The organism is Rhodococcus opacus (assembly GCF_012396235.1).
GTDB lineage: Bacteria > Actinomycetota > Actinomycetes > Mycobacteriales > Mycobacteriaceae > Rhodococcus_F > Rhodococcus_F opacus.
Window position 1 is genome coordinate 22,315 of the sequence record NZ_JAAXPA010000034.1, and the last position, 13,469, is coordinate 35,783.

The 13,469-nt window shown below is 69.6% G+C and carries 11 protein-coding genes and 2 pseudogenes; 3 read left to right on the top strand and 10 right to left on the bottom strand.

Translation table 11 applies throughout. The features are described from left to right. The first annotated feature begins 37 nt into the window (after positions 1 to 37). Positions 38 to 841, top strand: coding sequence for an MBL fold metallo-hydrolase (locus tag HGB39_RS32245; protein ID WP_005570499.1), 804 nt, complete (start codon positions 38 to 40; stop codon positions 839 to 841). A 184-nt stretch (positions 842 to 1,025) separates the two neighbouring features. Here the strand turns inward: HGB39_RS32245 and HGB39_RS32250 are convergent, their stop codons facing one another. The 3 genes from HGB39_RS32250 to HGB39_RS32260 all read right to left on the bottom strand — a co-directional run bounded on the left by HGB39_RS32250 (position 1,026) and on the right by HGB39_RS32260 (position 2,783). After that, positions 1,026 to 1,673, bottom strand: coding sequence for a CG0192-related protein (locus tag HGB39_RS32250; protein ID WP_005570500.1), 648 nt, complete (start codon positions 1,671 to 1,673; stop codon positions 1,026 to 1,028). Between the two features lie 18 nt (positions 1,674 to 1,691). After that, positions 1,692 to 2,216, bottom strand: coding sequence for a pyridoxamine 5'-phosphate oxidase family protein (locus HGB39_RS32255; RefSeq protein WP_005570501.1), 525 nt, complete (start codon positions 2,214 to 2,216; stop codon positions 1,692 to 1,694). A gap of 114 nt (positions 2,217 to 2,330) precedes the next feature. Then, positions 2,331 to 2,783, bottom strand: a complete 453-nt coding sequence (locus HGB39_RS32260) for a hypothetical protein (RefSeq protein WP_247607563.1) — start codon at positions 2,781 to 2,783, stop codon at positions 2,331 to 2,333. A gap of 862 nt (positions 2,784 to 3,645) precedes the next feature. Here HGB39_RS32260 and HGB39_RS32265 point away from each other — a divergent pair. Continuing rightward, the gene (locus tag HGB39_RS32265; RefSeq protein WP_005570502.1) at positions 3,646 to 3,846 is read left to right on the top strand and encodes a three-helix bundle dimerization domain-containing protein; all 201 of its coding nucleotides are present in this window, start codon (positions 3,646 to 3,648) and stop codon (positions 3,844 to 3,846) included. Between the two features lie 312 nt (positions 3,847 to 4,158). Here HGB39_RS32265 and HGB39_RS32270 read toward each other — a convergent pair. From HGB39_RS32270 to HGB39_RS32290, 5 genes and pseudogenes are all read right to left on the bottom strand, one after another. Beyond that, a pseudogene (locus HGB39_RS32270) lies at positions 4,159 to 4,957 on the bottom strand (magnesium transporter); the annotation flags it as partial. 633 nt (positions 4,958 to 5,590) lie between these two features. Beyond that, the gene (gene dnaJ / locus HGB39_RS32275; protein ID WP_005570506.1) at positions 5,591 to 6,754 is read right to left on the bottom strand and encodes a molecular chaperone DnaJ; all 1,164 of its coding nucleotides are present in this window, start codon (positions 6,752 to 6,754) and stop codon (positions 5,591 to 5,593) included. A 26-nt stretch (positions 6,755 to 6,780) separates the two neighbouring features. Then, positions 6,781 to 6,981, bottom strand: a pseudogene (locus HGB39_RS32280) (Hsp70 family protein); the annotation flags it as partial. 271 nt (positions 6,982 to 7,252) lie between these two features. Further along, entirely contained in the window at positions 7,253 to 7,474 is a 222-nt protein-coding gene (locus tag HGB39_RS40385) for a hypothetical protein (RefSeq protein WP_005570510.1), read from the bottom strand. Between the two features lie 249 nt (positions 7,475 to 7,723). Beyond that, positions 7,724 to 7,996, bottom strand: coding sequence for a hypothetical protein (locus HGB39_RS32290; RefSeq protein WP_005570511.1), 273 nt, complete (start codon positions 7,994 to 7,996; stop codon positions 7,724 to 7,726). Between the two features lie 101 nt (positions 7,997 to 8,097). Between HGB39_RS32290 and HGB39_RS40020 the strand changes: the two genes are divergently transcribed. Continuing rightward, entirely contained in the window at positions 8,098 to 8,277 is a 180-nt protein-coding gene (locus HGB39_RS40020) for an Rv1535 domain-containing protein (protein ID WP_267204518.1), read from the top strand. Here HGB39_RS40020 and HGB39_RS32295 read toward each other — a convergent pair. Both HGB39_RS32295 and HGB39_RS32300 read right to left on the bottom strand, forming a co-directional pair. Beyond that, positions 8,191 to 12,795, bottom strand: coding sequence for a cation-translocating P-type ATPase (locus HGB39_RS32295; RefSeq protein ID WP_081276590.1), 4,605 nt, complete (start codon positions 12,793 to 12,795; stop codon positions 8,191 to 8,193). The two genes, HGB39_RS40020 and HGB39_RS32295, sit on opposite strands and share 87 nt — an antisense overlap. A 48-nt stretch (positions 12,796 to 12,843) precedes the next feature. Beyond that, positions 12,844 to 13,332 carry a hypothetical protein gene (locus HGB39_RS32300; RefSeq protein ID WP_043790886.1) on the bottom strand — a complete coding sequence of 163 codons (489 nt, stop codon included), beginning with the start codon at positions 13,330 to 13,332 and terminating at the stop codon, positions 12,844 to 12,846. Positions 13,333 to 13,469 lie beyond the last annotated feature (137 nt).

A 13,469-nucleotide genomic window follows, 5' to 3' on the forward strand; every position in this document is an offset into this window, starting at 1 on the left:
CACACCGCGACGGCCCCGAAGAGCGAAAGGCAATCCCATGCGTATCAACAGAATCCGACGCGACATCACGGTACTCGGCGACGAACTCGAAGTACCGGGGATCGGGCACCTACCGGTGAACGCATACGTTCTCCACGCCGCCGAACCCGTCGTCGTCGACACCGGACTCAGCCTGCCCGGACGCGGCTTCATGGACGCCCTGGGATCAGTGCTCGACCCCGCGGACGTCGAGTGGATCTGGCTGACGCATCCGGACCGCGATCACACCGGCGCGTTGTTCGACCTTCTCGACGCGGCGCCGCGCGCCCGCCTGATCACGACGTTCGCGGGCATCGGCATCATGTCCTGCGCACGGCCCGTCCCGATGGACCGGGTCTACCTCCTCAATCCAGGTCAATCCCTCGACGTCGGCGATCGCACACTGACGGCGCTGCGGCCCCCGCTGTTCGACAATCCCAGCACCGTCGGCTTCTACGACGACCGCAGCGAGGCCTGCTTCTCGTCGGATTGCTTCGGGGCGCCGATGGAGACCGCCGAACTCGCCACCGCCAACGACGTCGGGTACTCCGCACCCGGCGCCGTCCGCGCCGCGCAGCACCTGTGGGCCACCGTCGACAGTCCCTGGGTGCACCTGGTGGACGAGACGAAGTTCCTGCGCACCGTCGCCGCGGTCCGGGCGCTCGACCCGCGATGGATCCTCAGCACCCACCTCCCCCCGGCGGACGGCCGCACCGCCGAGTTTCTGGACATGCTCGCCGAGGCACCGAAGTCAGACCCCTTCATCGGGCCCGACCAGGCCGCACTCGAGCAGATGCTGGCCGGATTCGAGCCCGTCGGGTGAGGTCCACGGCAGAAAAAAGCCGCCGACACCATATGGTGCCGGCGGCCTCTGCGACGGTGCCGTCATATCGCCTCTCGGCAAGTGGTCGCTCTCGGCGACAATTTTAATGTGGTACCCGGGGTATGTCCGACACCGTCGACGGGTTCAACTGTACCGTCCTCGGAGATATTCCGCCCGTCCCGCGTCACACGTCGTGGTCAGCCGTCGGATGCGCGATCGCGAGCAGCGCCGGCGCACCTCGGCCCGGCCAGGTGCCCTCCAGAGTGTGCGAGCCGAGGTCCGCGACCCGATCCGGATCGATCACCCGGAACACCCGGATGCCGATAGCGGCCGCCGTTATGACGGTGGCCGTTCCCTCATTCGCACAGGTCACGGCACCGACGACCGGCACGGTCGAGCCCGGTGAGCCGCTACCCGACACCCTCGTGGTCACCTCTCGGCGCTCGGCGGGTGCGGCGAACTGGAGTTCCGCCTCGGTCCCGCCCGTCAGGATGGCCGTCGCGAGCGCACTCGCGTACACCGGGTCGGCGCAGGCGTCGTAGACCCAGCGCTCACCCAGCACGGAATGCTGCATCGTGGTGATCAACGACGCCTCCGCACCGGCCGTCGGGGCACCGCGATAGGTCACCGGCACCTGCACGACCTGCCCGTCCGCCGTCCGGACCAGGTGGGTTTCGATGCCGACCTCCCCGGCCGGATCGTCGAACCGGTACGCACCGACGACCTCGAGGGACGACGCGTCGGCGGACCCGATCCACGGTTGGCGAGGAACCCACTCGCCGAGCATCTCGGCCTTGGACGGAGACAGTTGAGCGTGATGGATGAGAGCCACACGGCCGACGGTACCGCGTCACCCGGCAACCGATGCCGCGTCGAGATCGGCGGCGTAGACGGTCATCCAGTGCGGATGCAGCCGGTAGTAGACCACGTCGTTGTCCCAGTCGAAGAAGTCTTCGCCGTAGAAGCTCTTGAAGTAGGCGAGCAGGTCCGGCCAGTCCGCGGCCGGTTCGCCGTCCCGGGGGTTGAGGGTCTCCACCGTGCCGTGCGTGAACACGCCCAGGTCCTCACCGCGCATGTGCGCGGCACTGACGGCCGGGCGGGCGGCGAGGTGCCGGGCCTTGGCGGCGCCGCGCGCCGTGCCGAAGTGCCACTTCCCGTGCAGGAAGTGCCCGTCCACACCGCTGATCCGCGGTTCGCCCTTGGCCGTGACGGTGGACAGGGCGAGGGTGCACATGCCGGTGACGATCTGGGTGAGCTGCTCTGCGGTCAGGGTGCTCTCGGTGTTGATGATCGAACGCAGATGTGCGGTGGAGCGGGACAGGGAGGCGTCGAGGAGGGTCTGGAGCTCTTCGAGCTCTTCTCGTGTTTCGCGCATGGAGGTCCTTGTCTGTGTCGATGTCGATCCGGGGCCCGGCGCCGAACGGTGACACCATGCTCGCACCGAGACCCTGACATCCTGTGTCAGGTTTCTCCCGACGATCTGCTCGATTCAGCTCGTGGACCTGTGTCCCAGTGCGGACATTCCGGCATCGAAACTCTCCAGGGCCGCGCCGACCGCCGCGGCGACGGTGACCTCGAAGACCTGATCCTCGGTGGGTCCGGCGGCGAGGAGCCGGCCGATGTCGGTATCGGTGATCGTGTAGGAGGCGTCGCGGACCATCGCGGCGTAGGCCTGCCACGGTTCGGGAAGCGGGTGGCCGGCCGCGGCGGCGGTGCGCAGGCCCGGGTCGGTGACGGCGGGCCTGTTCAACACCGAGTGGCGGAGGTTGGCCACGACATCGTCACTGTCGTCGGGTTTCTCGCCGTCTGCGAGCAGGAAGCCGGGAAAGCGGTAGCCGAAACGGTGCAGGGCGCGGGTACCGCTGTGCAACTGGCCTTCCCGGAGGGTGAAGCCGAACGCGTTGGCAAGGCGGTTGACGATGTTCCACACCAGTAGATGCACTGCCCCTGGTCGCGGGTGTGGACGTCCGGTTTTGGCAGGTACGGGTCCGCAACGGCGAGGTGACCCGTCCCGGCGCGCACCGCGAGGTAGGACCAGCTGGCCGATCGGTCGGCGGGATCGGTCAGCGTCCGGGTTTGATACCGGGCCCGCTCGGCGGGCCGGCCGATGGGGGTCAGGGTGAGGTGGACACCGAGGCCACCGGGGAACGCCACGATGCGGACCAGGTCCAGGGTCAGGTGAGTATCGGCGGCCAGCAGCCGGTGGCCGTGCACCTGGACACCGCCGCACGTCGGCGGTGCGATCGCGGGCCAGCGTGATCGGCGCACGGCCTCAATGCTGCATCCTCGCCGTGGCCGCGGCAACGGTGTGCCCGCACGAAATTCCCTGGTCCCGTTCGTAAACACCGGCCGCACCGAAGGCCGCAGCGCGGCGGGCGTAGCTGGTTAGACCGTGGTTAGACCGAGTACACAGCCTGGCCACCGATCGCCGCACCGGGCGAAGATGCACCCGTGCGCCTTGACGCAGCACCCGCCGCGGGGCACGGTGCAGGTGCGGTTCGCGTCTCGGTCGTTCTCGGGATCCGCCACATGCGCCCGCACTGCACCGACGTCGGAAGAAATGAGTATCCGTGACTGACGTACCAGTCGACTACTCGCCCACGCGCCCTCCTGGGCGGGTCAATACCAATGGATCAAGGCCCATCTCGAGCGAATGGATCACCCCGACCCGTCGCCCGCCCCGGCAGTCGACGACCCCGGCACCGAACGGGTGTGAGGTGTGCCTATCGGCGTTGTCGTGGCCAAGGTGCGAAGAAGACGATCCCCTCTTCGACCCCGCCGCTCGCCGGGGCGGAGGATTTTCTATGACGCGCGATGAAGGCTGCTGCACATCGACCACGTCATCGACCGCCAACGTCCGGTATCCGGATCTGCCCCGGGAGAGCATCGAGCAGGCGGTGCACTCGGCGCACGAACACTTCGCGAACAGGAAGGTGCGCGACTTCGTTCCCCTGCTGGTCGAGCGACTCGCCCGCGAGAAACTCCAGGCGCTGGTGCCGACGTAACCGTGTGGGAGGCCGTCACTCAGTTCACATCGCCGAGGGGCGCGGCTGCACCACCCCGAGCCGGTCGCTCCCACAAGCTGCGAGGCAGCATCTCGGACATGGGTGGCGCCGCCACGGCCGGGCGGGGGCGGCGCGGGACGTCCTGCGGGCCCGAGACCATGCGGCCGCATCGGACCTGATCTGGGCGGACGAACGGGTCGATGAGCTGGTGACCGATCAGTTCCTGCGATGGAACTCATGTCGTCTCGTCCGGCCGGATGGGGCGTGGCATGCGTCCGCCGTGTGTGGAGGCCGATCGGCGCCGGGGCGCTCTCACGTCAGGAACGTGGTGACCGCGAGGTAGATCACGATCGACAGCGGGTCCCGGAGCACGGGGGCCAGCTGCCCGGAGCCGCAGGCCGGGTCCCTGCCGAGCCGATGCAGCAACCAGGGCAGTGCCATCGCCACCGTCGTGGCGATGGCACTGGCGGACAACACCGCGACCGCAACCGCGGCCGCGAGCTCCCAGTCCCCGGTCATCAGCGCGACCATCGGTGCCATCACCACGCCGAGAATGGTGCCGACCCAGAACCCGGTGAGGACTTCCGGCCCAACGATGCGCCGGATCCCGATCCCGACCGACAGCCCGCGGATCGCCAGGGTCTCGGTCTGGGTGCCGACGGCGTCGGCGAGATAGACGATGCCGGGCACGAAGTAGGCCACCGCCAGGTTGGCGTCCAGCTGCTTCTCGAATCCCGCCATCAAACCCGCCGAAAGCATCGCGCCGAGCAGTCCGACGAGCAGCCAGGGCAGCCGGTGCCACAGCCGACGAACCACCGTCTCGACGCTCGACGCGCGGGCCGCTTCGACCGAGTGCAGGAACCCGCCGAGCCGGGCCAGGTCCTCGTCGTGCTCGTGCGCGAGCACCGTGAGCAGCTGTTGCGGTGCGATCAGACCCCGGAACCGGCCGTCGGCGTCCACCACGGCGAGTCCGGGCTTTCCGTCCTGCGCCGCCTGCCACGCGGCGTGTTCCTCGTCGGTGTCGGGTGTCACGGTCGGTGGGTCGGGATCCATGACGGCGCCGATGGTGGCGCCGCGGTGCGCCGAGGATCCGCTCGATGACCGCCACGCCGACTTTTGGCGCCTCCGATTCGGCGGGTGCGGCCCGGAGGCCACGAACTGCCCCGCCGCGATCACCGAGGCGACGGACCAGTCGATGATCCCCGGCGAGTCGCGCGGTCGCTTCGCTGAGGAACTGCTCACAGGCCAGTCGCACCGCCTCCCGCTCGTCGAGACGGAGAGACCACCCGTCGATGTGATTGCACACGACGATCATCCCGTCGGCCGTGGCGTGTGTGCGTGCGCGCGACATGGAGAATGTCGTATGTACGGGTGTGGTTGTGTTCCTTCGCATTCGGTGAACGATCGGTTGCGCATCACCGACATAAACTCGGCCAATAAAATTGCAGTCCAATGCATTTCGCTTCGAATGCACAGTTGTTGCGCGGTGCACAGGCGGGTTCGGCCGTTCCCCCGCCTGCACACCGATAGGCTGCTGACCGCGGGCCCGCGATCTCATCGGCGCCCCCGACATCACCACCCGCCGCCTTCTGTGTTGTCCGAAGTCCACCCGGGAGTCATCGTGTCCTACACCTCACTGCGCATTGCCTCGTTCAATCCGCTTGTGGAGCGTGGCAGCCGACCGAACCGCACACCGAACGGGATCGGTGAACGGCAGTTCCTCCCCTGCGGACGGATGTCGAAGTCATCTCTTGCCTGCCCACCCGGCACGGGGGTCGAATCCTGTTGCCTTCTCGGCCTGCGCGTAGGCCCGCAGGGCTTCGGCTGCCGTGCTGTCCAGCTTCGGTGGCACCGTGACCTCGGCTCTGACCAACAGATCGCCCGCCGTGCCGCCGCGTACGGGCACTCCGCGACCGCGAATTCGAAAGGTCCGTCCCGCTGCCGTGCCGGCTGGGATCCTCATTCCGACGTGGCCGTCGAGGGTGGGGACGGAGATCGTTGCACCCAAGGCTAGTTCGCTGAAGGTGACCGGAACCGTGACGGTGAGATCATCGCCGTCGCGGCCGAACACCGGGTCCGTGTTGACGTGCACGCTCACATACAGATCGCCCGCAGGTGCGCCCTGCAGGCCCGGTTCGCCCCGGCCGGGGATGCGGATGCGTTGACCGTCGCGCACGCCGGGCGGCACCCGGACGTTGATCGTGCGGGTGCGATTCCCGATGCCGGCGCCCTGACAGTCCGGGCACGGTGCGTCGATGAGGGTGCCGGTGCCACGGCAGTCGTCGCAGGGTTCGCTGAACCCGAATGCCCCCAGGTTCCGGGTGACCAATCCCATCCCGTTGCAGCGTGGGCATTCTCTCGCGGTGGTGCCGGGCGTGGCGCCGCTGCCGTGACATGCGGTGCAAGTGGAAGTAGTGCTCACTCGAAGTGGCACCACGACGCCTCGGACGGCGTCACGGAAGGGCAGCCGGGTGTCGGTCTCGACGTCGCTGCCGCGCCGTGGTCGTGTGCCGGTGGTCCGATTGCCGGCACGGTTGAAGAGGTCGCCTATTCCGCCACCCGCGGTGGAGGAGGTTGAGCCTCGCGCGAACAGGTTGCCGAAGTCGAAATCGCCGCTGACGCCGGCGCTTCGCTCGCCGGGGTGGAATCGGGTGCGGTCGAAGGGGCCGGCGGTGAACAGCCTGCGTGCCTCGTCGTAGTCCTTGCGTTTGACCGGGTCCGAGAGCACGGCGTGTGCCTCGCTGACTGTCTTGAAGCGGTCCTCGGCTCGGGGGTCCTGCGGGTTGGCATCCGGGTGCAGAGCGCGGGCGAGCCTGCGATAGGCCTTCTTGATCTGCTCGACCGACGCGTTCGAAGGGACGCCCAGGTCGGCATAGAAGTCGCGTTCCAACCATTCCCGCTGCGTCACTGGCCATCTCCTTCCTCCCGCGCTCAGCGGGTGGTGCGGTCAACGTTGGTGACGGGGTGGTTCTTGGCAGGCAGGCCGACTGGCACGTGGCAGTTCTTGGCGCACGCGACGACCGACGAGGTGGTGCGTGAGCCTTCGGTGTTGGCCGGCAGTACGGGCTCGCCGGCCTCCTGTGCAGACACGACCGAGATCGCTGTAACGAGGTCGATGCCGACGGCTCGAGCCATGAGGCCTCCTCGACAGGTGGGGCCCGGCCTCGAATACTGCAACCAACCGTGGACGGCACCAACCTAGCTTGAGTGCATCAGACGCAATTTTCTCCCTACAGAACATCCTGGTCAAGAACCATATTGAGTGTTAGGCGCTCACCTTTTCATTCCTGTTGTCCGCGGGGACACCCATCGCGCTGGCATGGTCCGGTGCGGTCAGGGAAACCTGTCAAACAGTCGCTCGGAGCCGGCTCGCCGCGGAAGCAGGCACCCGCTATCGCGTGAGAGTTCAGGTCGGGTCCGGGTCTGGCCCCCGTTCGTGGCAATGACGTTCAGTGAACCGTGCCCGCTGCCGGTCCAGCACGATCACCTTTGCATGATTAGTGCGGTGCTGTTCGCGCGCGATCAGCAAGCGGACGCCGGCCATCTGTCGCTTGAGTGCGGCGGCACGTGCAGCCGAATTCTCGTCGTCGAGGAGGTAGGCGGCGGCGCGGTCGCAGCCGATAAGCAACTATTGGTAGGCAAGTCGCAACCGGCCCCTGCTCGTCGAGGTGGGTGACCGCGATGTTCTCGACCAACTGCAGGGGGAGGCGGACGAGCCGATATTCGAAGCGGAGGAGGACATCGGGAGGGCGCCGAGTGTCACGCGCGGGATCGCAGCCCGGCCGTGACCTGTTGGGGGACAGAACCATAGAGGAACGGTGGACGCACGGAGGCTCCGGGTACACAGCTCGGGCGTTGGTCACTGACCTTTTCGGTATTAGGCCGACTCCAGCGCGTCGCCGACCTCGTGCAGGGTGCGGTGGTGTTCCTCGGCGGCCATGACATGCCCGGCGGCGACGATCACGGCGACGGGCCATTCGATGACCTCGAGTGCCGCGAGGACACCGAGGGCGGCGTAGAACGCCAGGTGCTCGGGCCGGGGGATGCCGACGCTCCCCACGATCGGCAGCTTCACAGCGAAGCTGTCGGCGTGGCGCACGCGTTCGACCGTGTCCCGGTGGGACGGATTGGTGGGTGATTTGTCGGTCATTGCTTGCCTCCGCACTATGTGGGGTTTACCGGGGGTTCGTTTCGGGTGCGCAGGGTGGCAGCGTGGCGAACTCTGTGGTCGATGTGGGTGGAGATCCGGTGGTGTCCGTGGTGGCGCGGGTATTCACGCCGCCGTTGCGGGAGCTGTACGCGCTGCTGGTGCGGGTGGGCGTAATCGAGATCATCGAGCGAACCTCACTCCTTCCACCCGCCGCTGAGGACGTCGACGGGACTGTCCGAGAAGGACAGTGTGCGGTCGTGGTTACCTGCGGTGTGGAGTAGTTCGCGGATCGTGGGGCTGAGCCCCGGTCTCCGGGCGATCAGGTCGGGTGCGATGGCCGCGGTGGCAGTGGCTGCCGCGGCGGATCCGAAGCCTTGCGCCCAGCCGAGCGGGCCCAGGGGCACACAGCCGAGGAACTGGCTCACTCCGGGGGTGCTGATCAACACCGTCATGACGGCAAGGGACCCCACCGAGGTGGTCAGAACGAGGGGGCTGCGCGAGTCCAGCAGAATCTGCCCGAGCTGGGTGCCGATGAGTGCGACCAGGGCGACGGTGGAGGCCCGCCGGGGTCCGCCGGTCAGGCTGGCCATAGCCCAGGCCGCGGTGGCGCCGGCGGCGGTGGTGGTGCCGCGGAAGGCGACGGTGCGCAACAGCGCTGCCTCGTCGGGTCCCCGGGTGGCGACACCGTTGTGGCTGGTGGGGCTGACCGCCAGGGCCGCGGCCGGTAGCGCGTCGGTGAGCATGTTCACCAGCAGCAGCTGGCGGGGGTTGAACGGGGAGCGCCCGGAGACGGCGCTGCCGATCAGGGCGAAGGCGACTTCACCGGCGTTGCCGCCGACGAGGACGGCGACTGCGGCCTGCACCCGCCGCCAGAGTTGGCGACCTTCGTCCAGTGCGTCGAGCAGGGCCCCGACCTTGCCGTCGAGGAGGACGACGTCGGCCGCGCCGCGGGCGGGAGCGCTGCCGCGGGAGGCCACTCCGATGCCGACGCTGGCCGCCCGGATGGCGGCGGCGTCGTTGGCGCCGTCGCCGACCATGGCACACACCCGGCCGATCCGCTCCAGGGTCTGCACGATCTGCACCTTGTGTTCGGGGGACATGCGGGCGAACACCCGACGGTCCTCGACTGCCCGCTCCTGTTCGCGGTGCGAGAGGTCGTCCCAGTCGGTGCCGCTGATCACCTGCTCCGGGGTGACCGGCATCCCCAATTCGTCGGCGATCGCGATGGCGGTGACCGGGTGGTCCCCGGTGATCAGGCGGACACCGACATCCTGGTCCAGCAGCGCGGGCAGCAGGCCGACGGCGTCGGCGCGGGGAGTGTCGGCCAGGCCGAGCAACCCGACCGGCTCGAGCTCGCGTTCAGCGAGTCGCGCCAAGGCGTCGGGGTCCTCGGCGGCCGCTGCCGCTTCGTCCGTGCTGAGCCCACGCTGGCCGACGGCGATCACCCGCAAACCTGCCGAGGCCATCCCGTGCACCCGCCCCGCGAGCGAACCGTCGGATTCGCCGAAGGACTCGAGCATCACCTCGGGTGCGCCCTTCACCGCGAGATGGGTGCCGGACACCGCGGCGGCGTAGGACCGGCCGGAACGAAACGGCAGGTAGGCCTGCCGGGTCCGGTCGCCCTCGCCCTCGTGCGCGTGTTCGGCGTCGGCGGCGTCCACGATCGCGACGTCCGTGGCGTGATCGGGCGGTCCACCGTTCGACGACCACCCCGTGCGCGCGGCGTAGGACAGTACCTGTTTCCGCGTGAATCCCGGTGCCGGTTCCACGGCGGACACGCGCAGCCGGTTCTCGCTGAGGGTGCCGGTCTTGTCGAAACAGACCACGTCGACCCGCCCGAGCGCCTCGACCGACCGCGGGACGCGGACCAGGGCCGCGGACCGGGTGAGCCGGCGGGCGGCGGACATCTGCGCGAGGGTGGCCACCAACGGCAGTCCTTCGGGAATCGCCGCCACGATGACCGCGACTCCGCTGGTGACGGCGGATCGCACGCCGGCGCCGCGGAGCAGACCGATTCCGGTGACGATGCCGCCGCCGCCGAAACTGACCGGCATCGCCCGCCGGGTCAACCGGCTCAGCTGTGCGTTCAGGCCCACCTCCCGCACCTTCGCCGGCGCGAGGGCGGTGGCACGCCGGGTCTCGGTGGTACGGCCGGTCGCGGTCACCAGCGACACGGCGGTCCCGGTCAGCACCGTGGTTCCGGCGTAGAGCATGCAGGTGCGCTCGGCCAGCGGCACACCCGGTGTGGGATCGGTCTGTTTGACCACCGGCAGCGATTCCCCGGTCAGCGCCGACTCGTCGACCTCGACCCCCTCGGCGGCGAGGAGTCGTCCGTCGGCGGGGACCACCTCGCCGGGGCGGACCTCGATGACCTCGCCCGGCCGGAGCCGGTCCGCCGCGATGTCGACGTAGCGGCGGTCGGCCCCACAGTCGGCGGCATCCACCGGGTCGTAGGCGTCTTTGAGCTCGGTGAGCTGGCGTGCCGGCGCATCCTGAACGGCGAGAAGGCGATTCAAGACCTCTTCGGCGCGCAGTCGCTGGGTTGCCGAGATGCCGGCGTTGAGCACGAGAACGGACCCGACGAGTACGGCGTCGATCGGTGAGCCCAGCACCGCGCTCGCCGCGGAGCAGGTCGCGAGGATCGGGGTCAGCGGATCGTCCAGTTCGTCGCGCACCGCGCGGAGAAAGTGCCACGTAGTGGTGACGGGCCGGACGCCGATGCGACCGATTGCCCGTACGGGTCCGGTGGTGGCGAACCCGGAGTATCGGCGTTTCGGAATCTGGGAGGTGTGGTCGTCCCTGCGCGGCGTGGGGAGCAGCTCGCGCACCTCGGCGGCGGGAATCGCATGCCACTCATGTCCCGGCCGTGGTGCGGGCAGCGGCGCGGTGAGCACGCCCCGGGCCTTCGAGCGACCGACCCACAGACCGAGGGCCGCCCCGGCGGTGACCGGTTCCGGTCCGCTGCCGGGAACACCGGGCAGCAGCAGCAGGGTGCCGAGTGCCGACGCCTGCGCAGAGATCTCGATACCCCGGCGGCTGGCTGTCCGCGCCGCCGGGATCGCGTGCAGGATGCGCCACACCCCGGTCAGGTCGGCGGCCCACAGGTGCGCACCCCACGGCGGTGGAGCACCGTCGCGGGTGACACCGACTCCGACGTCCGCCCGCACGAGGGTCTCGGGTGCCCCCGCCGCGACCACCGCGACTGCTCGACCGTCTCGTTGGAGCTGGGTCACCGCCTCGCGCAGGGTGTCGTCGATCGAGCCGGCCAGCGGGACGAGGCGATTGAATCCGTTGCGCAGTGAGCGGAGGGCGTCGTCGTCGACCGAGACGACCTCGACCTGGGCGCGGCGGGCCTCGGCGACGACCGCCGACGCGTACGGGTCGTGGACCGGGCTGACCAGGACCCGAGGACCGTCATCGGAAGCGTCGTCCAGGGCGGTACCCGCGACGCCGGGCACGGCGGTCACCGGATGCCACCCCGCGGCGAGCCGGCCCTGATTGACCGCGGTGCGGGCCGCTTCCCACACCCGGGTGCGATCCCCGTCGCGCACCCCGAGCACCCGGCTGACGGTCAGCTGCGGGGTGTAGAGGGCGCGAGGGTCGATCACCACCGCACCGACCCGGTCCAGGCGGCGCAGCGCCTCCGGGTGCAGCGGCAACACGTCGTGCCGGTCGGCCAGCCCCCGTCCCAGGGTGGCGGCGAACAGCTCCCGCGCGGACCGGGTCGCCTTGGGGGCGGCCACCAGCGTCGCGATCCCGATGCTGGCGGGGTTGCGGGTCACGGCGCCGAGTGCCACGTCGCCGACCAGGCCCGCCAGGCCGGCGCGTTCGGCGTAGCGCTCAACCAGGCCGGTGGGTGCGACCCGTCGTGGCAGGGATGCGGGTGGGCCGTCGACAGCGGCATGCAGAGCCGGCTCCACGCGTTGCCACGCCCGCCGCGCCGACCACGTCTCCGCGACCAGCGCGCCCCGCAGCGCGGCGTCAAGCGCAAGCGAATCCGGCGACAGAGTCAGCGTGTATACGGTCGCGGTCGCGGTCGCGAACAGCAGATCGGTGGCACCTGGGCCCACCGCCTTCTCCACCCATCCCCGCAGCCGCGGTTGGTAGTCGACCGAGACCACCCCCGATGCCAGGGCGGTCGGCAACCGGGGCAGACGCAGAAATCGCCCGGCCAGCGCGACACCCAAGCCCACGGTCGCGGCCGCGGCACCCACCGCCCGGGCGACCAGCACCACGTCGTCGCCAGGAAGATCGATGGGACGATGATCCGAAATCTTTGTCGCCGTGGCGGTGTCGTTGTCGTCGACAACCCGGCACAACGTCTCCTCGCTGGGACCGTCCGGCCCGGCGGACACCACGATCCGCGACCACGGACGATGCACGTCGGCGGCCTCGACACCCGGAAGGGTGCGGACCGCCGACAGCACCCGGTCGGCCACCTCCGGTCCCTGCGGACCGACCAGCCCACGCACCTCGACCCAAGTGCGCTCGGAACCCGACCCGAATCGCCGTGCCGGGCTCCCCCCGGCCGCCTCACGCAGACCACCGGCAGCCGCACGCGCGACCGCCCGAGGAGACGGCGACCCCGCAGCAACGGATGAGGGCGCCCGCAGGAGCACCGACCCGACACCGAGAACGGTCGCCGCCCCCACAACGGTGGTGTCCAGGGCCGTCGCGGCGCCGACACCCGCAGCCCGGGTCCCGGCCCGCAGGCAGCGGCCCGGGATGGCCGCCAGGCCCCTGGCCACTGCTGTCGCACTCACGACAGACCCACCCGGCAGCACCACTACCGCGAACATCGACACCGCCTCACCGAAGTGCGGGTGCGGTGCTCGTGCTCGAGGATTTCACGGCTGCGGCGTCGACCGAACGGGCCGCGCCTTCACAGAGCCGGTCGACGATGTCTTTCCGGCACCGGATGTGCCGGCTGGGCCGGGCGCAGCGGCGGGTTTGTCGGTCGGTCCCGCAGCCTCCACCGATGCCGCCGCGGATTCGGCGGCGCCCCGATCTCCGGCGGTCGACGTGGTCGCCAATGTCGTCGCAGTCGTCTTGCCAGACCGTGCGGCGTGCAGTTGGTGCAGCACCAGCGCGGTGCCGCCCGCCCCCAGGACGATCGGCCACTCGACCAATCCCGCCGCACCGATCGCCCCCATCGTCAACAACGCGGCGGGTGTGGAGTGGCTGCCGACCTTGACCCCCTCGCGCACTCCTGTCGCCGCGCCCCGCATACTTCCGGCCACCGCTCCCACCGCGGCACCACCGACGGCACCGGCGGTGGCCGTCACGGCCTCACCCGCTCCCGTGACCAACCGCGTCGTACCTTGCACAATCCCCATGACATCCACCCAGTTTCACTGGTCGCATCAATGCCCACCGCGACTCGGACGCGTGGGCCGAATTCCCCCGGCCGCAAGCCTAATCCTCGGTGAACGAAAAATGAACAATCGGTGCACAAGGTGGGTAACTTGGCTCC